The organism is Limnohabitans sp. (genome assembly GCF_017848645.1).
Classification (GTDB): Bacteria; Pseudomonadota; Gammaproteobacteria; order Burkholderiales; family Burkholderiaceae_C; genus Limnohabitans_A.
Map to the genome: position 1 here is coordinate 1 of NZ_JAFEIF010000074.1, position 24,971 is coordinate 24,971.

Genomic DNA, 24,971 nt, shown 5'->3' on the forward strand with positions numbered 1-24,971 from the left:
GCCCCCGCTGACGCCCCGGCAGCCCCGCTGCCCGCCACGTACGAAGCGGCTTTGGCGGAGCTGGAGTCCCTGGTGGGCCAGCTCGAATCGGGCCAAATGCCTTTGGACCAGCTCTTGACGGGCTACCAGCGCGGCGCGGCTTTGCTCGCTTTTTGCCGCGACAAGCTCAAGGCGGTGGAAGACCAGATCCAGGTGCTGGATGGCGGGCAACTCAAACCCTGGAGCGGCGCATGAGTGTGGATTTGAAGGCCTGGATGCAGCCGCATCTCGATAACGTCGAGCAGGCCTTGTCGGCCGGTATTGCGGCCCAATCACCTGCCGCATTGGGCCAAGCCATGCGGTACGCCGTGCTGGACGGCGGCAAGCGCCTGCGCCCCTTGTTGGTACTGGCCACGGCCGAGGCTGTGGGCAACGAGGCCAGCAGCGCGGCAGCCCTGAATGCCGCCTGCGCCATTGAGTTGATCCATGCTTATTCGCTGGTGCACGACGACATGCCCTGCATGGACAACGATGTGCTTCGGCGCGGCAAACCCACAGTGCATGTGCAGTTTGGCGAGGCCCAGGCTTTGCTGGCGGGTGATGCTTTGCAAACCTTGGCTTTTGAATTTTTAACCCCCCAGGATGCCAGCGTGAGCGCTGCGGTGCAAGCCGCTTGCGTGGGCCTGCTGGCCCGCGCTTCGGGTTACCAAGGCATGGCCGGAGGCCAAGCCATTGACTTGGCCAGCGTGGGCCAACGCCTGAGCGAAGACCAGCTGCGCCAGATGCACCGCCTCAAAACCGGGGCGCTGCTGCTGTGCAGCGTGCAAATGGGCGCGGCATGCGTGCCGGGCGTGGCCGAAACAGTGCAAGCGGCTTTGATGCGTTTTGGCGAGGCATTGGGTCTGGCCTTTCAGGTGGTGGACGATGTCCTGGATGTGACGGCCGATTCGGCCACGCTGGGCAAGACTGCCGGCAAGGACGAAGCCGCCGACAAACCCACTTATGTGGCCCTGATGGGGCTGGACGCGGCCAAGGCTTATGCCGATGCGCTGGCCGCGCAGGCGATGCAGGCCTTGGCCGATACCGGATTGCCGGATCACCGTTTGGCCGCGCTGCGTGCACTGACCGCCATGGTGGTAGAAAGAAACAACTGACATGACCGATTTGCTCAAAAACATTGACTCCCCGGCCGATCTGCGCCGCCTCCAGCGCACCGACTTGCCTCAATTGGCCGATGAACTGCGCCACTGCGTGCTGGACAACGTGTCCAAAACCGGCGGGCACCTGAGCTCCAACCTGGGCACTGTCGAGTTGACCGTGGCCTTGCACTACGTCTTCAACACCCCCGAAGACCGCATCGTCTGGGACGTGGGCCACCAGACCTACCCACACAAAATTCTCACAGGCCGCCGCGACCGCATGCCCACGCTGCGCCAGTTTGGCGGCCTGTCGGGATTTCCGCGCCGCGACGAAAGCGAATACGACACCTTTGGCACGGCGCACTCGTCCACCAGCATCTCGGCCGCTTTGGGCATGGCCGTGGCCGCGCGCCAAAAAGGTGAGTCGCGCCACTCGATCGCGGTGATCGGCGACGGCGCCATGACCGCTGGCATGGCCTTTGAAGCGCTGAACAACGCGGGCGTTGAAGAATGCAAGCTGCTGGTGATCCTGAACGACAACGACATGTCCATCAGCCCGCCGGTGGGGGCGCTCAACCGCTACCTGGCCCAACTGATGAGCGGGCGTTTTTATTCGGCGGCCAAGGCCGGGGCCAAGAACGTGCTGAAAAACGCACCGCCCCTGTTTGAGCTCGCCAAACGCTTGGAAGAAACCGCCAAAGGCATGGTGGTGCCCGCCACGCTGTTCGAGAAATTCGGCTTCAACTACATCGGCCCGATCGATGGGCATGATCTGGAGTCGCTCATCCCGACGCTGGAGAACATCAAGCATCTGGACGGCCCGCAGTTTTTGCATGTGGTCACCAAAAAGGGCCAAGGTTACGAGAAGGCCGAAGCCGACCCAGTGGCCTACCACGGCCCCGGCAAGTTCGACCCGAGTGTGGGCCTGGTGCCTGCGGCCACGCCTGCCAAAACCACCTTCACCCAGGTGTTTGGCCAGTGGCTGTGCGACATGGCCGAAAAAGACATGCGCTTGGTGGGCATCACCCCCGCCATGCGCGAGGGCTCGGGCATGGTGGCTTTCCATCAGCGTTTCCCCAAGCGCTATTACGACGTGGGCATTGCCGAGCAGCACGCTGTGACCTTTGCCGCCGGCATGGCCTGCGAAGGCCTCAAGCCTGTGGTGGCTATTTATTCCACTTTCTTGCAGCGTGGCTACGACCAGTTGATCCACGACGTGGCGCTGCAAAACCTGCCCGTGGTGTTCGCCCTGGACCGTGCCGGTTTGGTGGGGGCCGATGGGGCCACCCACGCGGGGGCTTACGACATCGCCTACATCCGCTGCATCCCCAACATGAGTCTGGCCTGCCCGGCCGACGAGCGCGAATGCCGCCAGCTGCTGAGCACCGCTTACGCTCAAAACCACCCGGTGGCGGTGCGCTACCCGCGTGGTGCGGGCGTGGGGGTCGAGCCCGGACGAGATCTGGACACCTTGCCTTTTGGCAAAGGCGAAGTGCGCCGCCAAGGCGAAAAACTGGCCATCTTGGCCTTTGGCACTTTGTTGGCGCCCGCATTGCAGGCCGCTGAAAAGCTCAACGCCACGGTGGTCAACATGCGCTGGGTCAAACCGCTGGATGTGGATTTGCTGGCCCAAATCGCCCAAAGCCATGAGCGCCTGGTGACGGTGGAAGAGGGCTGCATCATGGGCGGTGCGGGCAGCGCGGTGGGTGAAGCCCTGCAGACCTTGCAGATCAACCGACCCATTTTGCACCTGGGCTTGCCCGACGAATTCATTGAGCATGGCGACCCGGCCAAGCTGCTGGCTTTGCAGGGGCTGGATGCGGCCGGCATCGAGGCGTCGATTCGGCAGCGCTGGCCCGATTGAATTCAATTCAAGAGGCCTTGAAAAGCTTTCAATTTTTGCTGTTACTTCAACTTTGTTAAATTTCAATCCCAATTAAAAGGGTAAACCCCTGTCTTTGGGGGTTCCGCAGCTTCCTACAATACGCATCGACCTGTGAGTCAATGCCCGGATATCTCGGGTGTGTCTTTAATTTTTCAATAGGAGTCCATTCATGGATCGTCGTTCCGTCATCAAGAACACTGGTTTGGCTGGTGTGCTGGCAGCTGGTGCCGCGCCTGCTTTGGTTCAAGCCCAAGCAAATTTGCGTTGGCGCCTGACTTCCGGTTTCCCCAAGGCCCTGGATACCATCTATGGCGCTGCAGAAACCTTTTCCAAGAAAGTCAAGGAATTGACCGGCGGAAAATTCGAGATTTCAGTGCACGCTGCGGGTGAACTGGTCCCCATGCCCGGCATTGTTGATGCGGTGAAAAACGGCACTGTGGAGATGGCGCACACCGCGCCTTACTACTACTTTGGCAAAGACGAAACATTCGCATTGGGTTGCGCGATCCCCTTCGGTCTGAACAGCCGCCAAATGTCGGCCTGGATGTATGACGGCAACGGCTTGAAGCTGATGCGTGAGTTCTACAAGCAGTACGACATCATGAGTTTCCCCATGGGCAACACAGGCGCTCAGATGGGCGGGTGGTTCCGCAAGGAAATCAAGACCGTCAACGATTACAAAGGCCTGAAATTCCGCGTGGGCGGCTTTGCCGGCAAAGTGATTGAGCGTTTGGGTGGTGTACCGCAAAACATTCCTGGCGGCGAGATTTACCAAGCCCTGGAAAAAGGCACGATCGATGCCGCCGAGTGGGTGGGTCCTTACGACGATCAGAAACTGGGCTTCTTCAAAGTGGCGCCTTTCTACCACTACCCAGGCTGGTGGGAGGGTGGTCCCCAGCTGGACCTCTACATCAACCAAAAAGCCTATGACAGCCTGTCGTCTGAGTACAAGGCGATTGTCGAGTGCGCTGCGGCCTACGCGCACACCGAAATGCAAGCCAAGTACGATGCTCGCAACCCCGGTGCCCTGAAGCAACTGGTGGCCAACAAGGCCAAACTGGTGGCTTTCCCCAAGCCCGTGATGGATGCCGCGTTCAAGGAATCGATGGCGCTGTACAGCGAGTTGTCGGCCAAAAACCCCAGCTGGAAAAAAGTCTACGAAGACTATTCCAAGTTCCGCGCAGACTCCAACCTTTGGTTCCGCTTCACTGAAGCGCGTTTCGACAGCTTCATGCAAGGCGCCAAGCTGTAATCTTGGTTGTCGGCGACGTCTGTGGATGTTGCCGTACCCATGATACAACCCCATCCCGTCAAAAGGGTGGGGTTTTTTGTTGATTGAAAAAAGCTGCAAACCCAGCGGATAAATTTCAAGTCAACTCGCCATCCTTCGCTGATTTGCCGAGCTTGGCCTAGACTTACAATCGCGCCTGATTTAATCCTTGGAGATGCCAATGGGCTCTTTACTTTTGTGTTCCCGCTGGATTGATGCACTCAATCTGAAAGTGGGTAAATTCACCGGCTGGTTGATTTTGTTGACTACCGCCATCAGTGCAGGCAATGCGATTGTTCGCAAGATGTTCGACATGAGTTCCAACTCCTTGCTCGAAATTCAGTGGTACCTGTTTGCGGGGGTGTTTTTGCTGGGAGCCGGTTACGGCTTGCTGCGCAATTCGCATGTTCGGATCGACTTCATTTCAAGCCGCCTGACCGATCGCGCCCGCAACTGGATTGACTTTTGGGGCTTTGCCTTGGTGTTGACGCCCTTTTGTCTGCTTTCGATCTACCTTTCCTGGCCCTTGTTCATTCAAGCCCTCGTGAGTGGTGAGATGTCTCAAAACGCAGGTGGTTTGATCCGTTGGCCAGCGTACGCCTTGATTCCTTTGGGTTTCTTTTTGTTGCAGCTGCAAGGTCTGTCAGAGATGGTCAAGCGTTGGGCTTTTCTGCAAGGCCAGGGACCTGATGTGTTGTCCACAGAGGATGCTCTGTCTGATGACCAAAAGCGTGCCGCTGAGCTTGAAAAAATGGCACAACCACAGGGAGACCGTTGATGGAAGCCTCGTTCCTGGCACAACAATTTGTGCCCCTCATGTTCGTTGGCCTGTTTGTCCTGTTGTTGACAGGCTTTCCGGTGGCGTTTGCTTTGGCCGCTTGCGGCTTGGGTTTTGGTTTTATTGGCATGGAAGCGGGTTTGTTCCCAGCCTCCTTGTTCCAAGCATTGCCCTTGCGGATCTTCGGGATCATGCAAAACGACACGCTCTTGGCGATTCCGTTTTTCACCTTCATGGGCATTATTCTTGAACGCTCAGGCATGGCCGAAGACCTGCTCGAAACCGTCGGCCAGGTTTTTGGGCCCGTGCGTGGTGGTGTGGCCATTGCGGTCATTTTGGTCGGCGCCTTGTTGGCAGCGACCACGGGTGTTGTCGCGGCCGCAGTGATTTCGATGGGCTTGATCTCATTGCCCATCATGCTTCGCTACGGTTACAGCCGAACCATTGCGACGGGCACCATCACCGCCTCGGGCACTTTGGCGCAAGCCATTCCGCCCTCCTTGGTGCTGATTGTGCTGGCCGACCAATTGGGCCGCTCGGTGGGGGACATGTATGCCGGCGCCTTGATTCCTGGTCTGTTGCTGGTCGGTTTGTACATTTTGTTCATCGTGGTGGTGGCGCTCGTCAAGCCGGACATGGTGCCTGCCTTGCCACCCGAAGCGCGCATTTACCGCGAAGACAATGGCGCATCAGGTCACCGCTCACTGCTGGTCTTGTTGGCCTTGTGCGGCTTGATTGGCTACGGTTGGGCTCAAATCCATGACCAGATCATTGGCGGTATGACCGGACGCGCTCAGCCTGCAGCGGGTGACGAAATCATCATCATGTCGATGACGGTGGCTTCCTTGACCGGTTTGGCCCTGTCTATCGTCAACCGTGTCACCAAAATGGGTTTGCTCTCCAGACTGGCAGAGCAGGTGACATTTGTGCTGATGCCGCCCCTGATCTTGATCTTCCTGGTTTTGGGGACCATTTTCCTGGGGGTGGCCACGCCCACCGAGGGCGGTGCCATGGGGGCCTTGGGTGCCGTGGTGCTGGCCGTGGTCAAGGGCAAGTTTTCCATGGACTTGACACGTCAGGCACTCGACAGCACAGCCAAGTTGGCTTCGTTTGTGCTGTTCATCCTGATCGGTTCGACCGTGTTCAGTTTCACCTTCAATGCAGCCGATGGTCACATCTGGGTGGAGCATTTGTTCACCAACATGCCAGGCGGTGCGATTGGCTTCCTGATTGTGGTCAACATCTTGATCTTCATCTTGGGTTGTTTCATCGACTTCTTTGAAATTGCCTTCATCGTGATTCCGATCTTGGCGCCTGTGGCAGAGAAGATCCTGCCCGCCATGGTGCCTGGCATGACCGCTGATCAGGCCATGATCTGGTTTGGCGTGATCATTGCCATGAACCTGCAAACGTCTTTCTTGACGCCGCCCTTTGGTTTTGCACTGTTTTATTTGCGCAGTGTGGCTCCCAAGAACGATTACAAGGACCGGGTGACCGGGGCTTTGATCCCATCGGTCAAGACCACGGAAATTTACAAAGGCTCGATCGCCTTCATTTGCCTTCAGTTGATCATGGTGGCGGCAGTCATCATGTACCCCGGTTTGGTGACAGGCGGTATGGACGAGGGCACCAAGCTCGACGCCAACGAGGTGATGATGCAGCTGGAAAGCTCTTCCAATGCGGGTGAGCCAGGCGCGGATGACACGCTCAAGCCTGATGAAACTGCCGAAGACGAAAGCAGCCAGAAGTCAGATGACGATGCGCTCAAAGCTTTGATGGCCACCGAGCCGAAAAAGTAAGGACAAGTCTTTTCTTTTGACCGCAAAAAAACCGCGCTCAGGCGCGGTTTTTTTGTGGGCAAGTGGCTTCAAGACAGGGGTCTCATCGCTGGGGCCACCACGGCAGGCATTGTTTGAGCGATTGGATCTGTCCGGCTTCTTTGTGCAAGCGATAGCCCGTTTGTTGGCTCAGCAGCTGCTGCCATTCGGCACTTTGCAAAACCTCTCGCAAGGCGATCACGGCCGGGTTGTTCAAGGCCGATTTCAAGCACACCAGCCAGTAGTGCTCTTGCGTCAGGGGAACAAAATCAAGTTTTTGGGTGTGGGCTGCCGATGCAATGCCCAGGCCCAAATCAGCGTGGCCCGAGGCGATGCGGGTGGCCACAGCAGAGTGCGAGGGTTCCTCTTGGTCGTAGCCAGTGGGAAGACTTGTCGATGCGGTCTGGTTTTCAAGCCATTGGTCGAGTAGCAATCGGGTGCCAGTGCCCAGTGTTCGGTTGACGAGTCGAAGCTCGGGTCGCCTCAGGTCGTTCCAACCCGTGATGTTCTTGGGGTTGCCGGGGGCCACCATCCAGCCCTGTTCACGGGTGGCAAATCCAATGAGTTTGTGCTGGCCGGTTTTCAACAAGGGCTTGTAAGTTCGGGCGGTCAAGGTGCTGGTATCGGGATGCAAGGGGGCATGAAACCCGGCGACGGTGCAGCGGCCTTCGTTCAAGGCGCGGATCGCGTCCACGCTGCCACAAAAGCGCATGTCCAAGTGCAGGGATTGGCGGGCGCTGTGTTCCCTGAGTTTGACCAGCGCATCGTCGTGGCTGGCGTAGACCGTCAACAAATGGCTGCCCGGGTCAAAGGCCACAGCAAAGGTTTTTTCCAGTTCGGCTTGCAAGGCGCTGATCTGGGGGGCGAGGCGTGCTTGCGCTTGTCGCTCGGCCCACAGCAGCTTGTCGGCAAATTCCGTCAAACGGGCGGCTTGGCCTTTTTCCCACAGGATCAAAGGCTGGCCGAGTGCTTGTTCCCACCGCTTGAGTTCGCCCCAGACATGGCGATAGGACAGCTGCAAAACTCGGGCTGCACCCGCAATGGAGCCGGTTTCGCGAACGGCTTGCAGCGAGTCCATCAAAGGGTTGCGCAAAGGGCTGGTCAGGTCACGCTGCACGGCTTGCGCTTGATGCGGTGTCCAGCTGTAAGAGAGGTTGATGTGTTGCACGGCCAGCAGTTTGCCTCATTCTGCGCGGTAGCGGTCCGTGGTACAGCTTGGACCTATGCAAGGCAATTCATAGCGGACATCCCTTAGGGAAAGGCGACGTATCGTCCGTTAGCATCCATCCCAGCTCTATGAACACCTTCTCCGACAGCGTCCTGACGGCGCTGAACCTCGTCACCTCTTTCGATCCTGCCCTGTGGGTGGTCGTCACCCGGTCCTTGGCCGTGAGTGCCACGGCCTGCCTGCTGGCCTACGGCGTGGGTGTGGCATTGGGGGCTTGGCTGGCAGTGTCACGTTTTCAGGGGCGGGGCGCGGTGCTGGTGGGCTTGAGCACTTTGCTGGCGCTGCCTTCGGTGGTGGTGGGGCTGGTCGTGTATCTGCTGCTGTCGCGCAGTGGGCCTTTGGGCTTTTTGGGCTGGATGTTCAGTTTTCAGGCCATGGTGTTGGCGCAGTTCATTTTGGTGGTGCCCGTGGTGGCCGCGCTCACGCGCCAAGTGGTCGAAGACGTGGAACGCCAGCATGGCGAGCAGTGGGCGTCGCTGGGCGCAGGGCCTTGGGTGCGCAGCTTGCTGCTGGCTTGGGACGAACGCCTGGCCTTGCTCACCATTGGCGTCACCGCCTTTGGCCGCGCCATCTCGGAGGTGGGCGCAGTCATGATCGTGGGCGGCAACATCGATGGCTTCACGCGGGTCATGACCACGGCCATTGCCTTGGAAACCAGCAAGGGCGATTTGCCGCTGGCGTTGGGGTTGGGCATGGTCTTGCTGGCGGTGGTGTTGCTGCTCAATGCGCTGGTGGCGGGGCTGCGCCTGTGGGGTGAGCGGCGCACCATGCGACCCGCGCCTGATGAAAGAACCCTAGGGGTGCAGCCATGAGCGCCGCGCAGATCGGACTGGACGCGGTGAGCGTGCAGCTGGGGGCGCAAGCGGCCTTGACGGGGGTGAGCTTGCGCATTGTGGCGGGTGAGCGTGTGGCGCTGGTGGGCGCCAATGGCTCGGGCAAAAGCACTTTACTGCGCACCTTGCATGGGCTGGTGCCACCCACACAAGGGCAGGTGCAACAAGCGGCGGGGGTGCGTCAGGCCATGCTGTTCCAAAGGCCGCATTTGCTGCGCCTGTCGGCCTTGAACAATGTGGCGCTGGGCTTGTGGCTGGACCGCGCACGCGGTCTGAGTTGGTCGGCCGCCCAAGCGTTGGCGCTGCAGGCTTTGCATCGCGTGGGTTTGTTGTCTGTAGCGCAGCAAAACGGCCGCCAGTTGTCGGGCGGGCAGCAGCAGCGCCTGGCCTTGGCCCGCGCCTGGGCGCGGCACCCCGATGTGCTGCTGCTGGACGAACCCACGGCCAGCCTGGACCCGCACGCCAAACGCGAAGTCGAAGCCCTGATGGCCGACTTTGCCAGCAACCAAGAGCGCCCGTTGACCCTGGTCTGGGCCAGCCACAACCTGGGCCAAGTCAAGCGCTTGGCCACCCGCGTCGTTTATCTGGAGTTCGGTCAAGTGATGGCCGACTTGCTCGTGGCCGATTTTTTCAACCCCGAACTGCTGGCTGAACACAGCCCGGCAGCCCATGCTTTTGTTCAAGGAGAACTTTCATGACCTTCACGCTTTCAATGACCCGTCGCACCTTGGTGTGCGCCGTTTTGGCCACCACCTCGGTGTGGGCACAAGCCCAGTCCATCGTCATGTCGTCCACCACATCGACCGAGCAGTCGGGCTTGTTCGCGCACTTGCTGCCCGCCTTTAAAAAGGCCAGTGGCCTCGACGTGAAAGTGGTGGCGCTGGGCACAGGCCAGGCGCTGGACATGGCGCGGCGCGGTGATGCCGATGTGGTGTTTGTGCACGACCAAGCAGCCGAAGAAAAATTTGTGGCCGATGGTTTTGGCATCAAGCGCTTGCCCGTGATGTACAACGACTTTGTGCTGATTGGCCCCAAGGCCGACCCGGCAGCGACCAAAGGCAAAGACATTGTGGCGGCCTTGGCCAAGTTGTCGGCCGGCAACGCAGCCTTTGTGTCGCGTGGTGACAAGAGCGGCACACACGCGGCCGAATTGCGTTTTTGGAAAACGGCCAACCTGACGGACAAGAAAGGCAGCGGCTACAAGGAGTGCGGCTGCGGCATGGGCCCGGCTTTGAACATTGCGGCCTCTACAGGCGCCTACGTTCTGGCTGACCGCGCCACTTGGCTCAACTTCAAGAACCGCGCTGATCTGGCCATTTTGGTGGAGGGCGACAACCGCTTGTTCAACCAGTACGGTGTGATGGTGGTCAACCCCGCCAAGCATGCCCACGTCAAACAGGCCGATGCGCAGAAGTTTGTGGACTGGATCACCTCGGCCGCTGGTCAGAGTGTGATTGCCGACTACAAAATCGGCGGCGAGCAGCTGTTTTTCCCGAACGCGGGCAAGTGATCAGGCTTTGGGCAAGCCAAGTTTGCGGTAAACCGTGGCGCGGCTGATGCCCAGGCTGCGGGCGGCTTCGGCCACGTTGCCACGGGCTTGCTGGACGGCTTCGCGGATCATGTCGGTTTGCACATCCTTGAGGGGTTTGGCCATCGCCTGAGCACGTTCTGAGGCCTTCGCGCTGTGCGCGGCCGCAGGGCGGGTGCCCGGGCGCAGGGCTTGGGTTTGCAAACGCAGGCCCGACCACAGCGGCAGCTCTTGCGCACTGGCTTGGCGGCTGGCCGCGTCGAACAGGTTTTCCCAGGGCGAGGCGAACACTTCGCTGGCGTGCTGCGTTTGGCCGTTGGTGTCCGGCGACAAGGACAGCATTTGCCGCGCCGTGGGGTTGGCCCCCACGATCTGGCCGTTGGGGTCGAGTGTGATCAGGCCATCGCTGTCGTCGCCGGGCTGGTTGCCGGGCCAGTTCAGGCGCAGCACCAGCGCATGATCGGTGGACAGCAGCCAACTGTTTTCGATGCTGCGGGCGGAGCGGCGCACCAGGTGTTTGAGGGCAGGGCGCTCGGTGGTTTCGATGCCCGTCAGGTCCAGCATGCCCGCGCACAGGCCATCCGGGCCAAATACCGGTGCCCCGGCGCAGCTGTAAACCCCCGTGTCCTGAAAGAAATGCTCGCCCCGGTGCAACCAGACCGGCTGCAATTCGGTCAGGGCGGCGCTGATGGCCGTGGTGCCCACGGCTTTTTCTGACAAGTCGACCCCGACACGGGCGATCACTTCGGCACGGCGGTCTTGCCGGTCCACTGGGCCGTGCACGTCCACCACGATGCCCTGGGCATTGGTCAGGATGGCGAAATAACGGATGTCGGCAATGGCCCGCGCCAGCTCGGCCAGCACCGGCTGGGCCGCCTGCACCAAGGGCCGGCTGGCCTCTTGCACTCGGCGCATGTGCTGGGCCGAGATGGCGTCAAAACCCACCGCCTGGCCCGGTTGCAAGCCCATGGACAGGCAGCGCTGCCAGGACTGGGCAATCCAGGGAGACACGCCGCTGCCCTGGGCTTCGGATCGGCCCTGAAACACCAGGTCGCGGGCTTGTTCGATCCGCTGAAGGCGGTCGCTGTGGTGGGCGGTCAGGGGCATGTCAGATGTGTATCAAGCTGAGAATTTTTGCGTCAACCCTGACAAACCTAGGGTTAATCCGGAGCGGTTTGCAGGGCGATGCACCAACAATGGCTATGCATTCTGATTCATAAGCGCGGGCTTGAGAAGTCCGCCACACCACAGGAGATACACATGCAGAAAGTCCTGCACATCAATCCGGACAAATGTACCGGCTGCTTGCAGTGCGAAATGGCCTGTTCCTTCGAGAACTACGGCACATACGCCACCTCCAAATCGCGCATCAAGGTGTTTGATTTCCATCACACCGGCAAAAAAGTGCCTTACACCTGCACCCAGTGTGACGAGGCTTGGTGTCTGCATGCCTGCCCTGTGGAAGCCATCACCGTGGACAAAGCCACCGGTGCCAAAGTGGTCAACGAATCCACCTGCGTGGGCTGCAAGGTTTGCACCATCGCTTGCCCGTTCGGCACGATCAACTATGTGCAAGAGACTGGCAAGGTGCAAAAGTGCGACCTGTGCGGTGGTGACCCGGCTTGCGCCGACGCCTGCCCCACTGGCGCCATCACATTCGTGGATGCCAACTGGACCGGCATCGACAAGATGAAGCAGTGGGCCGACAAGTTGGGCAATCAGCCCTCGGCCTCTTAAATCCCCCCACAAGGAGCATCAACATGTCTTGGGCTGGAAAAATTCTCCGCGTCAACCTCACGGCTGGCACCGTCAAATCCGAACCGCTGAACATGGAGTGGGCCAAAGCCTACCTTGGCTCACGCGGTCTGGGCAGCAAATACTTGATCAGCGAGATCGACCCCAAAGTCGACCCGCTGTCGGCTGACAACAAAATCGTCTGGGCCACAGGCCCACTGACCGGCACCATGGCCTCCACCGGTGGCCGCTACACCGTCATCACCAAGAGCCCGCTCACTGGCGCGATCGCTTGCTCCAACTCGGGTGGCTATTGGGGCGCTGAGCTCAAAATGGCCGGTTGGGACATGGTCATTTTTGAAGGCGCATCGGCCAAGCCGGTTTACCTGCACATCAACGACGACGAAGCCGAGTTGCGCGATGCGAGCCACTTGTGGGGCCAAAGCGTCTGGAAGACCGAGGAAATCCTCAAGTCCAGCTTGCAAGACCCGTTGCTGCGCGTTTGCAGCATCGGCAAGGCCGGTGAAAACGGCGTGCTGTATGCCGCCGTTGTGAACGACCTGCACCGCGCGGCTGGCCGCTCGGGCGTGGGCACCGTCATGGGCAGCAAGAACCTCAAAGCCATCGCGGTGCGCGGCACCAAAGGCGTGGGCAACATGAAAGACCCCAAGGCTTTCATGGCTGCGGCCAAGGCCGCCAAAAAGGTGTTGGCCGACAACGCGGTCACGGGTCAAGGCTTGCCAGCCTATGGCACCCAAGTGCTGATGAATGTGATCAACGAAGTGGGCGGTTTGCCCACTCGCAACCACCGCGACGTGCAGTTTGAAAGCGCCAAAGACATCTCGGCCGAAGCCATGGTCACGCCCCGCGAGACCGATGGCAAAAAGCACCTGGTGACCAACCAAGCTTGCTTTGGTTGCACCATTGCTTGCGGCCGCATCAGCAAGATGGACGAAGGCCACTTCTCGGTCAAGAACAAGCCTGAGTACTGGGGCGCCAACGGCGGCCTGGAATACGAAGCGGCTTGGGCGCTGGGCGCAGCCAACGGCGTGAAAGACCTCGAAGCCCTGCAATACGCCAACATGATCTGCAACGAAGAAGGCTTCGACCCGATCAGCTTCGGTGCCACCATAGGCGCTGTCATGGAGCTGTACGAAATGGGCGTGCTGACCAAAGAGCAAATCGGTGTGGAAGCACCGTTTGGCTCGGCCGAAGCGCTCTGCGAGTTTGTCGACATGACCGCCAAGGGCATCGGTTTTGGCAAGGAAATTGGCATGGGCTCCAAGCGCCTGACCGCCAAATACGGCCACCCCGATTTGTCCATGAGCGTCAAGGGCCAAGAGTTCCCAGCCTATGACGGTCGTGTGATCCAAGGCATTGGCCTGGCTTACGCCACATCCAACCGTGGTGCTTGCCACCTGCGCGGCTACACCATCGCTTCTGAAGTGCTGGGCATTCCGGTCAAGACCGAGCCCACCGAGCACGAAGGCAAGCCAGAATTGGTCAAGGCCTTCCAAGACGCGACAGCCGCCTTTGACTCGGCCGGCATTTGCGTCTTCACCAGCTTTGCCTGGACACTGGCTGACGTGGCCCCTCAGGTGCAAGCCGCTTGCGGTGAAGAGTTCACCATGGAGCACTTGAACCACATCGGCGAGCGCATCTGGAACATGGAGCGTGATTTCAACAACGCCGCCGGCTTCACCAAGGCCGACGACAACCTGCCCAAGCGCCTGATGACCGAAGCTGCAAAAACCGGCCCCGGCAAAGGCATGGTCAGCAAGTTGGACGAAATGCTGCCCAAGTACTACGAGGCTCGCGGTTGGGATGGCGAAGGCCACCCCACATCGGCCACCCGGGAACGTCTGGGTTTGTGACCTTGCCCCTGTAGGAGCGAGCGCCTGCTCGTGAAGCCTTCACCGTAGGGGTGCGCTTCTACAGGAATCCAAGCGGCCTGCGGGCCGCTACCTGTTTCTGGAGTCCGATTCATGACCCACCACGTCATCTTGGGCGCAGGCCCTGCCGGCGTCATCGCCGCCGAGACCCTGCGCAAACACGCCCCGAACGACACCATCACCTTGGTGGGCGACGAGTCCGATGCGCCGTATTCGCGCATGGCCATCCCTTATCTGTTGATTGGCAACATCGAAGAGCAGGGCACCTACCTGCGCAAGAGCGCCACCCACTTTGACGATTTGCGCATCACGCAAGTCAAGGCCAAAGTCACCCGCGTCGATGCGGCAGGTAAAACGGTGCATCTTGACAACGGCCAGTCGATGGCTTTTGACAAGCTGTTGATTGCGACCGGTTCGCACCCCGTGCGCCCCCCGATTGCGGGTATGGACCTGCCCGGCGTACACCCGTGCTGGACGCTGGAAGACGCCCGGGCCATCCAGGCGCTGGCCAAGCCCGGTGCTCGCGTGTTGCAAATGGGCGCAGGCTTCATTGGTTGCATCATCATGGAAGCGCTGGCTGCGCGTGGCGTCAAGCTGAGCGTGGTGGAGATGGGTGACCGCATGGTGCCCCGCATGATGGGCCCGGTGGCGGGCGGCATGATCCGCGACTGGTGCGAGGCCAAAGGCGTGCAGGTGTTCACCGGCACCAAGGTCGAAGCCATCAGCCAAGGTGCAGAAAAAGGCTTGCTCGGCAAGTTGGCTTCCGCGGTGGGCTTGGGGTCCGACGAAGCGGGTGGCCCGCTGCAGGTGCGTTTGTCCAATGGCCAAACTGTCGAGGCTGATCTGGTCATCAGCGCGACGGGTGTGCGCCCAGCGATTGGCTTTTTGAAGGACAGCGGCATCACCTGCCTGCAAGGCGTGTTGACCGACCAGCACCTGCAAACCAATGTGCCCGGCATTTACGCAGCAGGCGACTGCGCCGAAGCTTTTGACATGGTCAGTGGCAAAACGATTGTGAGCGCCATCCAGCCCAATGCCGCCGAGCAGGCCCGCGTGGCCGCGCTCAACATGCTGGGCCAAAAAACCGAGCTCAAAGGCGTCACACAAATCAACGTGCTCGACACCCTGGGATTGATCTCCACCAGTTTTGGCAACTGGGAAGGCGTGTCCGGTGGCCAGTCGGCCGTGTTGACCGATAAAGCTGCGGGTCGTCACCTGAGCTTGCAGTTCAAGGACGATGTGATGATTGGTTGTAACAGTGTGGGCTGGACCGAGCATGTGGGCGTGATGCGCGGCTTGGTCGAAGGCCAGGTGCGTCTGGGCGACTGGAAAGACCGCCTGATGCACGACCCGACCAAGCTGGTGGACGCCTACCTCGATTGCGCACAGGGTCAAGGGCGATGGAGCGGCGCGCAAGACGCACGCCGCCGATGAAGTGACAATCTGCACATGAACATCACATTCAAACTGTTTGCCACGCTGACCGACTATTTGCCTGCCGAAGCCCGGCGCAGCAACCAGGTCACACTGGACGTGGCGCAGGACGCCAGCATCAGCCAAATCATCGAGCCCTTTGGCATGCCGCCCAAGCTCGTGCATCTGGTGCTGGTCAACGGCAAATACATCAAACCAGAAGACCGGGGCACCACCACCTTGGTCGATGGCGACGTGTTGGCCATCTGGCCACCTGTGGCCGGTGGTTGAGCACAGCACACGCGGCTAACGGACCCATGCAGTCCTTCTACCTCGAGCGCTTTGAGCGCGACATGGGCACCAGCGAAACCGAATGGTTGACGGCCTTGCCCCGCGCCTTGGGTGACCATGACTTTGAACTGGGCACCGGCCAAGCACGCGTGCACATCGGTGACGGCCATCTGCTGCTGCAATGGCGCATCCTGCCCCCACGCGTGATCGCGCTGCTGCGCCTGCAGCGGCTGGCCGTGTCTTTTGTTTTTGTGGGCGTGGAAGAAGATGCGCGTCAAAGCTTCATGAAGCGTTTTGATTTGACGATGCAACGGGGTGGGGGGTGAGTGTGCGAGCGAGTGGCTGTAACCGCTGCAAACCCGCCCCTCGCTCGATCAGCGCGCCCAGATTAGACCCACGGTTTTAAGTCCCAGCACCGTGAGGGCCAGCGAACCGAACAAGTGCAAACTGGCCGTGCCTACCGCCAGCGCAAAGCGGCCTTGCTGAAGCATGGCCACGACCTCGGCCGAGAAGCTGGAGAAAGTGGTCAGTGCCCCTAAAAAACCGGTGACCAAGGCCATGCGCCAAACCGGGTCGAGGTCGGGCAGTTGCTGGAACACCCCTACGCACACACCCACCAGATAGCCACCGATCAAGTTGGCCGCCAAGGTGCCCCAAGGCAAGAGGCCACCGCTTGCCGGGCTAGGGTTGAGCCATAGGCCCAGCTGCCAGCGCGAGAGCGCACCCACACAAGCACCCAAGCAAATCGCAATCACCGTGAGCATGGCGTGGGTCCTTTCGCTTGGGGTTTACCGACGATTAAAACGGGGGGTCTTCGTCTGTCGCCGCTGCGCCCGTTGCCCCAGTCGGTAGGATCGAATTCACCACAGTGCGCGTCGGGTTGGGCTGGGCCGGTTCGGCAGCAGCTGCGCCCAACTCCATCTCGCCACCCAAGGCGTCGATCAGGCTGTCGATCAGCGGCCCCAGCAAGCCGGTGGACAGTGCCACATCGGCGTCAAAGCGGTCTTCGGTTTTGTCGGTTCCCGATTCGTCCATCACACCGTCGAGGTACTGTACTTTTTTCAGCTGCAGGGTGTCGGTTAGCACGAAGGCGACGCGGCCGTCCCAGCTGAGCGCGAGTTGCGTGGGCAGCTTGCCTTCCATCACATGCTTGCGCACGTCGTCGTTGGCCAGATGGTGGCGGGTAAAGCGCACGCTGGCGGCGTCTTCGCCTGTGGACTTGAGCACGGTTTCGCGCTCCACGGTCAAATCAGACGGCCATTCGTCTGGGGTGGGGGCCAGCAGCCACTGGGTCATCGCGGCCTGCGGAGAGGTCACGGTCTGGATCAGGGAGACCGACAGGCCACCCATCACGTTCATCAATGCGGACATGACTTCATCGGCCTTGCCCTGGCTGCCCGCGTTCAGCACCAAGCGGCGGTTTTCCAGGTCCATCCACACCAGCACGGTGGATTGGCGGGCAAAGGCCTGAGGCAGCAGCGACAGCAGCACATCGTCCATCAGGTCGCGCTTTTCCTTTTTGCCGGGTTTGCGGCCGGTGGCTGCTTCGATTTCGGCGATGCGTTCATCGGCTTTGCGGCGCACCACGTTGCCCGGCACCGCCTTGGACTCGATCATGAGTTTCAAGATCCACTGCCCAGCCACCGATTCGACCAACGGCCCATGGGCTTCACCCCGTGGGGGCACCCAGCCAATGGATTTTTCCTGGCTGGCGCCACATTCCACAAACTGCACCGGCTCCAGGGCCGCCTGCACATCGGCCAATGTGGGCGCAAAGCCCTCGCCGATGCGGTAAACCATCACATTTTTAAACACAAACAATCCTTACTGCCCAAATGAACAACCCGTCCTTTGGGGACGGGTTGAATCATAGAGGATGAACCTGCCTGCAAGCTCAGAGTTTCATCTGGGTGGGCAGCCAGGTCACGATGCCGGGCACAAAGTAAATCAACAACACAGCACCCATCATCAAAAAGAACATGGGCATGGACACCCGGGCGATGTAGGGCAGTTGCTTGCCTGTCATGCCTTGCAGCACAAAAAGGTTGAAGCCCACGGGTGGCGTGATCTGCGCCATCTCGACCACAAACACGATGAAGATGCCAAACCAGATCGGGTCGATGCCGGCTTTTTGGACTGTGGGCATGAGCACGCCCATGGTCAGCACCACCATCGAGATGCCGTCTAAAAAGCAACCCAGGAGGATGAAAAACACCATCAAGGCCATGATGAGCGCAAAGGGGCTGAGGCCCAGGCCACCGATCCACTCGGCCAGGTGGCGGGGCAGGCCGATGTAGCCCATGGACAAGGTCAAAAACGCAGCGCCTGCCAAGATCAGGGCGATCATGCAGTACAGGCGTGTGGCCCCCATCAAGGCCTCTTTGAACACGGTCCAGCTCATAGAGCCCTGTAGGGCGGACAGCACCAAGGAGCCCACCACGCCCACAGCCGCCGCCTCGGTGGCGGTGGCAAAGCCGGTGTAAATCGAGCCCAGCACCGCCGCAATCAGCAAGACCACCGGGATCAGGCTGCTAGAGGCCTCCAGCTTTTGCATGAAGCTCATGGGTGCGTCACGCGGCGGGATCTGGTCCGGGTGCCGTAAGGACCAATAAATGATGTAGCCCGAGAACAGCCCGGCCAACAGCAAGCCGGGCAAGACGCCGGCGATGAAGAGCTGGGCAATTGACACATCGGCCGCCACGCCGTACACGATCATGATGATGGACGGCGGAATCAACAGACCCAAGGTGCCGGAGCCGGACAGGGTGCCAATGACCATGTCTTCTGGGTAGCCGCGTTTTTGCAGCTCGGGCAGGGTCATCTTGCCGATCGTGGCGCAGGTGGCTGCGCTCGAACCCGACACGGCCGCAAAGATGGCGCAGCCCACCACATTGGTGTGCAGCAAGCGCCCGGGCAGGGCCTGCATCCAAGGGGCCAAGCCCTTGAACATGTCCTGGCTCAGGCGTGTGCGAAACAGAATTTCGCCCATCCAGATGAACAGGGGCAGAGCGGTGAGGGTCCAGCTCGAAGCCGAGCCCCAGATGGTCATCGCCATGGCGTCACCCGCGGGTCTGGCGGAAAACAATTGCATGCCGACCCATGCCACGCCAGAGAGCGTGAGACCAATCCACACGCCACTGCCCAAAATCAGAAACAAGGTCAGGACCAGCAGCCCTGTGATCATCATGTCATTCATGGCATGTCATTCGTTGCGCAGCATCTCGCCGCTGTCGGTGGCGGTGCGGCGACCCTGGATTTCGAGCACCAGCTCGTCGACAAAGGCCAGAGCAAAAATCACCGTGCCCAGGGCCATGACCAGCTGCGGAATCCACAAAGGCGTGGCGTCATTGCCCGTGGAGATGTCGTGAAACTCGATGGACTGCCACACCAGGCGGCAGCTGTAAAAGGCGAACAAACAGGCCAGCAGGCTGGCCAGCGACAGGCTGAACACCTCCATGCCCCGGCGGGCTGCGCCCTTGAACAAGCCCAGCACCAAGGTCACGCGGATGTGTTCGCCGCGCTTCAAGGTGTGGGCCAGCGCCAAAAAGCCCGCCCCGGCCATGAGGTAACCCGCATAGGCATCGGTGCCGGGCACATGGACATGGAGCTGTCGGCTCAAGACCGACAGCAGCACCATGAACAGCAGGCCGCACATGCACAGCGCCGCCAAAGCGGCGCTGCTGTCATAAAGGGCGTTGAGCAGTCGGCGCATGCGGTCAGCGGTTGAACGCATCAACGATGGCTTTGCCCTCAGCCCCAGACTTTTCAAGCCACTCTTTCATGATGACGTCGCCCACTTTTTTCATATCGGCTTTGAGTTGTGCCGAAGGAGGAGCCACCGTCATGCCATTGGCCTTGAGGATTTCCAGTGTGGAGGTGTTGACCTTGCGCGATTCAGCCCAGCCTCGGGTCTCGGCCGCAGCAGCGGCTTTGATCAAGGCTTCTTGGGTGGGCTTGTCCAAGGCGTCAAAGGCTTTCTTGTTGGCAATCACCGCGTTTTTGGGCAGCCAGGCCTGCACGTCATAGTAGTACTTGAGGTGCTCGAACAGCTTGCTGTCTACGCCCGTGGCCCCTGACGTCATGGTGGATTCGACCACGCCCGTGGCCAAGGCCTGCGAGAACTCGGCCGCTTGCACGGTCACCGGTTGCGCGCCGACCAGTTCAGCGATCTTGGCGGTGGTGGGGCTGTAGGCGCGCCACTTGATGCCCTTGAGGTCGGCCACGCTGTTGATCGGTTTTTTGCTGTAGATGCCCTGTGGTGGCCAGGCCACCGAGTACAAGAGCATCATGCCTTGCTCGGCCAGTTTCTTTTCCAAGAGCGGCTTTTGGGCTTTGTAGAGCTTCATGGACTCGTCGTAGCTGTCTGCCAAAAAGGGCAGGCCGTCCGCACCAAAGGGCTGCCATTCGTTCTGGAAGTTAACCAGCAAAATCTCGCCCAACTGGGCTTGGCCGCCTTGCACGGCACGCTTGATTTCGGGGGCCTTGAACAGGGATGCGTTCGCGTGCACCGTGATCTTCAGCTTGCCTGCGGTGGCTTTGTCCACATCGGCTGCAAACTGGGTCATGTTGACCGTGTGGAAGTTGGTGGCCGGGTAAGCGGCGGGGAGGTCCCACTTGGTTTGGGCCGAGACAAAACCGGAAACAGCGAGCAGGCCAGCGAGCAGGCTGAGGTGAAGGGCGCGACGTTGCATGAAAACTCCTGTGAAAGATGGAAATGAACGGTTCACTGGGCAGTGCAAGAAAGGTGCCCGCTTACCGCGTGCATCGGGTGCATCTGTCTGGTGCCCACTGTAGGCAAGGTGGCGCCAATCCGCGCTCGGTGTTTTCCCTTAACGTCAACAAATTGTTGGCAAATTGTCGGCATCGGGCATAGACTTTCTCAACTCTCCAGCCTAGACGGAACCCATGCCGCGCAAAAATTCTCTGAGCATCTCTGCCCCGAGCCCCATCGTGTCCTCGGCCCATCTGGTCTCGCCCGACAGCGCCGAGATGAGCGAATTCGAGTTCGGCCTGATCGTGGCGGGCAACGCGTTTCACCGCTGGATCATCCATTGCATGGCGGCGGCGGGCCTGAAAGACCTGACGCCGCTCGATGTGCTGGTGCTGCACCATGTCACGCACCGTGCGCGTGACAAGCGCCTGGCCGACATCTGTTTCATCATGAACATCGAAGACACCCATTTGGTGAATTACGCCCTGAAAAAGCTGCAAGGCTTGGGGGTGGTGGTGTCGCAAAAGAATGGCAAGGACGTGACCTATGCCGCCACCGACGAGGGCCGCGCTTATGTGCAGCGTTACCGCGAAATCCGTGAGAGCTGTTTGATCGACGCCTTGAAGGCCGACGATGGCCTGAACCGCGACATTGGCGAACTGGCTCGATTGCTGCGTGTGCTCTCGGGCATGTACGACCAAGCGGCGCGTGCGGCGGCCTCTTTGTGAACGTGATCTTTTGAATTCTGATTGTTGAGCGACCTATGACCGAATCCCACATCACACCCGCTGGCAAAAACCGTTGGCAATTCTGGATCGACCGGGGCGGCACCTTCACCGATGTGGTGGGCAAGCGCCCAGACGGCACATTGGTGACGCACAAGTTGCTGAGCGAAAACCCCGAGCAATACCGCGATGCGGCGGTGTCGGGCATACGGCATTTGCTCGGCTTGAAGCCCGGCGAGCCGGTTACACCGGAACAGGTCGAGTGCGTGAAGATGGGCACCACGGTGGCCACCAACGCGCTGCTGGAGCGCAAGGGCGAGGCCACCCTGCTGGTGACCACACAGGGTTTTGGCGACGCGCTGCGCATTGCCTACCAAAATCGCCCGCGCTTGTTTGACCGCCAGATCGTGCTGCCCGAGTTGCTCTACAGCGCGGTGGTGGAAGCGCAAGAGCGTGTGGCAGTAGATGGCGAGGTCTTGTTACCGCTCGACGAGGTGCATTTGCGCACGCAATTGGTGAACAGTTTTGCGCAAGGTGTGCGCTCGGTGGCGGTGGTGTTCATGCACGGCTGGCGTCACACCGCGCACGAGCTGGCCGCCGCGCGGCTTGCGCGTGAAGTGGGCTTCACGCAGGTCAGCACCTCGCACCAAACCAGCCCGATGATGAAGTTGGTCAGCCGGGGCGACACCACGGTGGTGGACGCGTATTTGTCACCGATTTTGGGCCGCTATGTGGACCAGGTGGCCAGCGAGATGCCGGGTGTGAAACTGATGTTCATGCAGTCTTCGGGGGGCCTGACCGACGCACAGGTGTTTGCAGGTAAGGATGCCATCTTGAGCGGCCCGGCGGGCGGCATTGTGGGCATGGCCCGCACGGCGCAGCTGGCGGGGCACGACAAGGTGATTGGCTTTGACATGGGCGGCACCTCTACAGATGTGTCGCACTTTGCCGGGCAGTTCGAACGCGAGTTTGAAACCCAGGTGGCGGGCGTGCGCATGCGCGCGCCCATGATGAGCATCCACACCGTGGCCGCAGGCGGCGGGTCTTTGCTGGCCTATGACGGTGCGCGGTTTCGCGTGGGGCCGCAAAGTGCTGGGGCCAACCCCGGCCCGGCCAGTTACCGCCGGGGCGGGCCGCTGGCCGTGACCGATGCGAACGTGATGGTGGGCAAGGTGCAACCGCAGTTTTTTCCGTCGGTGTTTGGGCCCGAGGCGAACCAGCCGCTGGATGCCGAGGTGGTGCGCGGGCATTTTGCAAAACTGGCCGCGCAAACCGGCCGCGCTGCCGAAGATGTGGCGCACGGTTTCATCCAGATCGCGGTGCAGCAAATGGCCAACGCCATTAAGAAAATTTCGGTGGCTCGGGGCTATGACGTGACGCGTTACACCTTGCAGTGCTTTGGCGGTGCGGGTGGGCAGCATGCGTGTTTGGTGGCCGATGCTTTGGGCATGTCGCAGGTGCTGGTGCACCCGCTGGCGGGCGTGCTGTCGGCCTATGGCATGGGCCTGGCCGACCAGAACGTCATGCGCGAGGAATCGGTGGAGCGGCGCTTGGACGCTACGGCCATGCCCTTCATGGCCGAGCGCTTGCAGGCTTTGGGCGAATCCACCCGCTTGGCCTTGCTGGCGCAAATGGGCCGGGACGCGACCAGTGCTGACCGCATCGAGCTGCGCCAACGCGTGCATTTGCGTTACGAAGGCACCGATTCGGCGCTGGTCGTGCCTTGGGGCGCTCAAGCCCAATTGGTGGCCGGGTTTGAGGCGGCTTACCGACAGCGATTTGCGTTCTTAATGCAGGGCAAGGCCTTGGTGGTCGAAGCGGTGTCGGTCGAAGCGGTGCTGCCCGGCGATGCGCCTGAAGAAGCTGTGCTGGCCGTGCACCCGCAGCGCGATGTGCCGCGCCGCGACACGGTGCGGGTGTACGCAGCGAATGCGCAAGGCGTGGCCGAGTGGCAGGGCGCCGCGCTGGTGGTGCGTGAAGACATGCGCCCCGGCGATGTGATCGATGGCCCGGCCATCATTGCCGAGAAAAACGCCACCACCGTGGTCGAACCCGGTTGGCAAGCACGCCTCACGTCACTCGACCATTTGCTGCTTGTGCGCGTGCAGGCGCGCGCGGTGCAACACGCGGCAGGCACGCAGGCTGACCCTGTGCTGCTGGAGGTGTTCAACAACCTGTTCATGAACATCGCCGAGCAAATGGGTTTGCAGCTGCAAAACACGGCCTACTCGGTCAATATCAAGGAGCGCTTGGACTTCTCGTGCGCCCTGTTCAGCGCCGAAGGGCACTTGATTGCCAATGCGCCACACATGCCGGTGCATTTGGGCTCCATGGGCGAGAGCATCCAGACCGTGATCAAGGAGAACCAAGGCCGCATGCAGCCGGGCGATGTGTTTGTGCTGAACGACCCGTACCACGGCGGCACGCACTTGCCTGACATCACGGTGATCACTCCGGTTTATCTGGACGGCCACGCTGACCCGGTGTTTTATGTCGGCTCACGCGGGCACCACGCCGATGTGGGCGGCTTGACGCCAGGCTCCATGCCACCGTTTTCCACACGCATCGAAGAAGAGGGCGTGCAGATCAACAACGTCAAGCTGGTCGAGGCGGGCCATTTGCGCGAGGCCGAGATGGTGGCGCTGCTGCAAAGCGGCGAATACCCCTCGCGCAACCCGGCGCAAAACATGGCCGACTTGAAAGCGCAAATTGCCGCTAACGAAAAAGGCGTGCAAGAGCTGCGCCGCATGGTCGAGCAGTTTGGCCTGGACGTGGTGCAGGCCTACATGCGCCATGTGCAGGACAACGCGGAAGAATCGGTGCGTCGGGTTATCACGCGCCTCAAAAACGGCGCTTTCACTTTGCCGCTGGACAACGGCGCGCAGATCCAGGTGGCGGTGCGCGTGAATGCCGCTGAGCGCACGGCCGAGATCGACTTCACTGGCACCAGCGCCCAGCTGCCCAACAACTTCAACGCCCCACGGGCGGTGTGCATGGCGGCGGTGCTGTACGTGTTCCGCAGTTTGGTGGACGACGACATCCCGCTGAACGCCGGGTGCCTTAAGCCGCTCAAGGTCATCATTCCGCAAGGCTCCATGCTCAACCCCAATCCGCCCGCTTCGGTGGTAGCGGGCAATGTGGAAACTTCGACCTGCATCACCAACGCGCTGTTTGGCGCTTTGGGTGTGATGGCGGGCAGCCAGCCGACCATGAACAACTTCACTTTTGGCAATGCGCGGGTGCAGTACTACGAAACCATCTCGGGCGGCAGCGGTGCGGGTGGGCGCTTTGATGCGCAGGGCCAATTGGTGGGTGGTTTTGACGGCACCTCGGTGGTGCAAACCCACATGACCAATTCACGTCTCACGGACCCCGAAGTGCTGGAGTTCCGCTTTCCGGTTCGGCTGGAAAGTTATGCCATTCGACAAGGCTCGGGCGGCGCGGGCCGCTGGAGGGGTGGTGAAGGCGGCGTGCGCCGGGTGCGCTTCTTGGAGCCGATGACGGCGGGCATTTTGTCCAATGGTCGCATTCATCCGGCTTTTGGCATGGCAGGTGGGCACAGCGGCTTGCCGGGCATCAACCGCGTGGTGCGCGCCGACGGCACGGTGCAAGAGCTCGCGCACATTGGCCAAGTCGAGATGCTAGCGGGTGATGTGTTTGAGATTCACACGCCCGGCGGGGGGGGATTCGGGAAAGACTGAGGCGATGTTTCGGGCAGGCGGGTCTGCCCGAAACGGGGTCACGCTTG

The 24,971-nt window shown here is 60.6% G+C and carries 23 protein-coding genes; 16 read left to right on the plus strand and 7 right to left on the minus strand.

The window, feature by feature from the left end:
• The 6 genes from QZ190_RS15580 to QZ190_RS15605 form a co-directional block, all read left to right on the plus strand.
• Nucleotides 1-234 (plus strand): exodeoxyribonuclease VII small subunit (locus tag QZ190_RS15580; protein WP_291918100.1); only part of this gene is annotated, 234 nt, incomplete at its 5' end.
• Nucleotides 231-1,133 (plus strand): polyprenyl synthetase family protein, encoded by a 903-nt coding sequence (locus tag QZ190_RS15585; protein ID WP_291918103.1) that lies wholly within the window; start codon nucleotides 231-233, stop codon nucleotides 1,131-1,133. The genes QZ190_RS15580 and QZ190_RS15585, both read left to right, overlap by 4 nt.
• 1 nt (nucleotide 1,134) lies before the next feature.
• On the plus strand, nucleotides 1,135-2,982 hold the full coding sequence (dxs, locus tag QZ190_RS15590; protein WP_291918106.1) for a 1-deoxy-D-xylulose-5-phosphate synthase: 1,848 nt from the start codon (nucleotides 1,135-1,137) through the stop codon (nucleotides 2,980-2,982).
• Nucleotides 2,983-3,172: 190 nt separating this feature from the next.
• On the plus strand, nucleotides 3,173-4,255 hold the full coding sequence (locus QZ190_RS15595) for a TRAP transporter substrate-binding protein (protein ID WP_291918108.1): 1,083 nt from the start codon (nucleotides 3,173-3,175) through the stop codon (nucleotides 4,253-4,255).
• A gap of 199 nt (nucleotides 4,256-4,454) precedes the next feature.
• A complete protein-coding gene (locus QZ190_RS15600; protein ID WP_291918110.1) occupies nucleotides 4,455-5,051 on the plus strand; it encodes a TRAP transporter small permease subunit in 597 nt (198 codons plus the stop codon).
• Nucleotides 5,051-6,850 carry a TRAP transporter large permease subunit gene (locus tag QZ190_RS15605; protein ID WP_291918113.1) on the plus strand — a complete coding sequence of 600 codons (1,800 nt, stop codon included), beginning with the start codon at nucleotides 5,051-5,053 and terminating at the stop codon, nucleotides 6,848-6,850. The genes QZ190_RS15600 and QZ190_RS15605 overlap by 1 nt, the downstream gene beginning before the upstream one ends.
• Nucleotides 6,851-6,932: 82 nt before the next feature.
• Here the strand turns inward: QZ190_RS15605 and QZ190_RS15610 are convergent, their stop codons facing one another.
• Entirely contained in the window at nucleotides 6,933-8,027 is a 1,095-nt protein-coding gene (locus tag QZ190_RS15610; RefSeq protein WP_291918289.1) for a substrate-binding domain-containing protein, read from the minus strand.
• A 137-nt stretch (nucleotides 8,028-8,164) separates the two neighbouring features.
• Here QZ190_RS15610 and QZ190_RS15615 point away from each other — a divergent pair, with 137 nt between their 5' ends.
• The 3 genes from QZ190_RS15615 to QZ190_RS15625 are packed head-to-tail and all read left to right on the plus strand — an operon-like array spanning nucleotide 8,165 to nucleotide 10,439.
• Entirely contained in the window at nucleotides 8,165-8,908 is a 744-nt protein-coding gene (locus QZ190_RS15615; RefSeq protein ID WP_291918116.1) for an ABC transporter permease, read from the plus strand.
• Nucleotides 8,905-9,627 (plus strand): ATP-binding cassette domain-containing protein, encoded by a 723-nt coding sequence (locus QZ190_RS15620; protein WP_291918119.1) that lies wholly within the window; start codon nucleotides 8,905-8,907, stop codon nucleotides 9,625-9,627. Before QZ190_RS15615 ends, QZ190_RS15620 begins: the two co-directional genes overlap by 4 nt.
• 14 nt (nucleotides 9,628-9,641) lie before the next feature.
• The gene (locus QZ190_RS15625) at nucleotides 9,642-10,439 is read left to right on the plus strand and encodes a substrate-binding domain-containing protein (protein WP_291918291.1); all 798 of its coding nucleotides are present in this window, start codon (nucleotides 9,642-9,644) and stop codon (nucleotides 10,437-10,439) included.
• Here the strand turns inward: QZ190_RS15625 and QZ190_RS15630 are convergent, their stop codons facing one another.
• Nucleotides 10,440-11,564 carry a helix-turn-helix domain-containing protein gene (locus tag QZ190_RS15630; protein WP_291918122.1) on the minus strand — a complete coding sequence of 375 codons (1,125 nt, stop codon included), beginning with the start codon at nucleotides 11,562-11,564 and terminating at the stop codon, nucleotides 10,440-10,442.
• A gap of 153 nt (nucleotides 11,565-11,717) precedes the next feature.
• Here QZ190_RS15630 and QZ190_RS15635 point away from each other — a divergent pair, with 153 nt between their 5' ends.
• From QZ190_RS15635 to QZ190_RS15655, 5 genes are all read left to right on the plus strand, one after another.
• Nucleotides 11,718-12,194, plus strand: coding sequence for a 4Fe-4S dicluster domain-containing protein (locus QZ190_RS15635; RefSeq protein WP_019427650.1), 477 nt, complete (start codon nucleotides 11,718-11,720; stop codon nucleotides 12,192-12,194).
• A 23-nt stretch (nucleotides 12,195-12,217) separates the two neighbouring features.
• The gene (locus QZ190_RS15640) at nucleotides 12,218-14,065 is read left to right on the plus strand and encodes an aldehyde ferredoxin oxidoreductase family protein (RefSeq protein WP_291918130.1); all 1,848 of its coding nucleotides are present in this window, start codon (nucleotides 12,218-12,220) and stop codon (nucleotides 14,063-14,065) included.
• 111 nt (nucleotides 14,066-14,176) lie between these two features.
• Entirely contained in the window at nucleotides 14,177-15,517 is a 1,341-nt protein-coding gene (locus tag QZ190_RS15645; RefSeq protein WP_291918131.1) for an FAD-dependent oxidoreductase, read from the plus strand.
• A gap of 15 nt (nucleotides 15,518-15,532) precedes the next feature.
• Complete coding sequence (locus QZ190_RS15650) at nucleotides 15,533-15,787, plus strand: MoaD/ThiS family protein (protein WP_062403458.1); 255 nt, start codon at nucleotides 15,533-15,535, stop codon at nucleotides 15,785-15,787.
• A gap of 26 nt (nucleotides 15,788-15,813) precedes the next feature.
• Nucleotides 15,814-16,113 (plus strand): hypothetical protein, encoded by a 300-nt coding sequence (locus QZ190_RS15655; protein WP_291918136.1) that lies wholly within the window; start codon nucleotides 15,814-15,816, stop codon nucleotides 16,111-16,113.
• A gap of 48 nt (nucleotides 16,114-16,161) precedes the next feature.
• Here the strand turns inward: QZ190_RS15655 and crcB are convergent, their stop codons facing one another.
• From crcB to QZ190_RS15680, 5 genes are all read right to left on the minus strand, one after another.
• The gene (crcB, locus tag QZ190_RS15660) at nucleotides 16,162-16,551 is read right to left on the minus strand and encodes a fluoride efflux transporter CrcB (RefSeq protein WP_291918139.1); all 390 of its coding nucleotides are present in this window, start codon (nucleotides 16,549-16,551) and stop codon (nucleotides 16,162-16,164) included.
• 34 nt (nucleotides 16,552-16,585) lie between these two features.
• Nucleotides 16,586-17,602 carry a recombination-associated protein RdgC gene (locus QZ190_RS15665; protein ID WP_291918142.1) on the minus strand — a complete coding sequence of 339 codons (1,017 nt, stop codon included), beginning with the start codon at nucleotides 17,600-17,602 and terminating at the stop codon, nucleotides 16,586-16,588.
• A gap of 79 nt (nucleotides 17,603-17,681) precedes the next feature.
• Nucleotides 17,682-18,983: a TRAP transporter large permease subunit gene (locus tag QZ190_RS15670; RefSeq protein ID WP_291918145.1), complete on the minus strand. Its 1,302-nt coding sequence runs from the start codon at nucleotides 18,981-18,983 to the stop codon at nucleotides 17,682-17,684.
• A 6-nt stretch (nucleotides 18,984-18,989) separates the two neighbouring features.
• Nucleotides 18,990-19,499, minus strand: coding sequence for a TRAP transporter small permease (locus QZ190_RS15675; RefSeq protein WP_291918147.1), 510 nt, complete (start codon nucleotides 19,497-19,499; stop codon nucleotides 18,990-18,992).
• A gap of 4 nt (nucleotides 19,500-19,503) precedes the next feature.
• The gene (locus tag QZ190_RS15680; protein WP_291918150.1) at nucleotides 19,504-20,478 is read right to left on the minus strand and encodes a TRAP transporter substrate-binding protein; all 975 of its coding nucleotides are present in this window, start codon (nucleotides 20,476-20,478) and stop codon (nucleotides 19,504-19,506) included.
• Nucleotides 20,479-20,692: 214 nt separating this feature from the next.
• Between QZ190_RS15680 and QZ190_RS15685 the strand changes: the two genes are divergently transcribed.
• Both QZ190_RS15685 and QZ190_RS15690 read left to right on the plus strand, forming a co-directional pair.
• Nucleotides 20,693-21,226: a winged helix DNA-binding protein gene (locus tag QZ190_RS15685; RefSeq protein WP_089954592.1), complete on the plus strand. Its 534-nt coding sequence runs from the start codon at nucleotides 20,693-20,695 to the stop codon at nucleotides 21,224-21,226.
• 35 nt (nucleotides 21,227-21,261) lie between these two features.
• A complete protein-coding gene (locus QZ190_RS15690; RefSeq protein WP_291918156.1) occupies nucleotides 21,262-24,924 on the plus strand; it encodes a hydantoinase B/oxoprolinase family protein in 3,663 nt (1,220 codons plus the stop codon).
• Nucleotides 24,925-24,971 lie beyond the last annotated feature (47 nt).

Coding starts and splice junctions, on each gene's coding strand:
- QZ190_RS15655 (WP_291918136.1), top strand. CDS start 15,814: ATGCAGTCCTTCTACCTCGAGCGCTTTGAGCGCGACATGGGCACCAGC.
- QZ190_RS15605 (WP_291918113.1), top strand. CDS start 5,051: ATGGAAGCCTCGTTCCTGGCACAACAATTTGTGCCCCTCATGTTCGTT.
- crcB (WP_291918139.1), bottom strand. CDS start 16,551: ATGCTCACGGTGATTGCGATTTGCTTGGGTGCTTGTGTGGGTGCGCTC.
- QZ190_RS15630 (WP_291918122.1), bottom strand. CDS start 11,564: ATGCCCCTGACCGCCCACCACAGCGACCGCCTTCAGCGGATCGAACAA.
- QZ190_RS15640 (WP_291918130.1), top strand. CDS start 12,218: ATGTCTTGGGCTGGAAAAATTCTCCGCGTCAACCTCACGGCTGGCACC.
- QZ190_RS15675 (WP_291918147.1), bottom strand. CDS start 19,499: ATGCGCCGACTGCTCAACGCCCTTTATGACAGCAGCGCCGCTTTGGCG.
- QZ190_RS15620 (WP_291918119.1), top strand. CDS start 8,905: ATGAGCGCCGCGCAGATCGGACTGGACGCGGTGAGCGTGCAGCTGGGG.
- QZ190_RS15600 (WP_291918110.1), top strand. CDS start 4,455: ATGGGCTCTTTACTTTTGTGTTCCCGCTGGATTGATGCACTCAATCTG.
- QZ190_RS15690 (WP_291918156.1), top strand. CDS start 21,262: ATGACCGAATCCCACATCACACCCGCTGGCAAAAACCGTTGGCAATTC.
- dxs (WP_291918106.1), top strand. CDS start 1,135: ATGACCGATTTGCTCAAAAACATTGACTCCCCGGCCGATCTGCGCCGC.
- QZ190_RS15685 (WP_089954592.1), top strand. CDS start 20,693: ATGCCGCGCAAAAATTCTCTGAGCATCTCTGCCCCGAGCCCCATCGTG.
- QZ190_RS15625 (WP_291918291.1), top strand. CDS start 9,642: ATGACCCGTCGCACCTTGGTGTGCGCCGTTTTGGCCACCACCTCGGTG.
- QZ190_RS15585 (WP_291918103.1), top strand. CDS start 231: ATGAGTGTGGATTTGAAGGCCTGGATGCAGCCGCATCTCGATAACGTC.
- QZ190_RS15670 (WP_291918145.1), bottom strand. CDS start 18,983: ATGAATGACATGATGATCACAGGGCTGCTGGTCCTGACCTTGTTTCTG.
- QZ190_RS15680 (WP_291918150.1), bottom strand. CDS start 20,478: ATGCAACGTCGCGCCCTTCACCTCAGCCTGCTCGCTGGCCTGCTCGCT.
- QZ190_RS15645 (WP_291918131.1), top strand. CDS start 14,177: ATGACCCACCACGTCATCTTGGGCGCAGGCCCTGCCGGCGTCATCGCC.
- QZ190_RS15650 (WP_062403458.1), top strand. CDS start 15,533: ATGAACATCACATTCAAACTGTTTGCCACGCTGACCGACTATTTGCCT.
- QZ190_RS15615 (WP_291918116.1), top strand. CDS start 8,165: ATGAACACCTTCTCCGACAGCGTCCTGACGGCGCTGAACCTCGTCACC.
- QZ190_RS15635 (WP_019427650.1), top strand. CDS start 11,718: ATGCAGAAAGTCCTGCACATCAATCCGGACAAATGTACCGGCTGCTTG.
- QZ190_RS15595 (WP_291918108.1), top strand. CDS start 3,173: ATGGATCGTCGTTCCGTCATCAAGAACACTGGTTTGGCTGGTGTGCTG.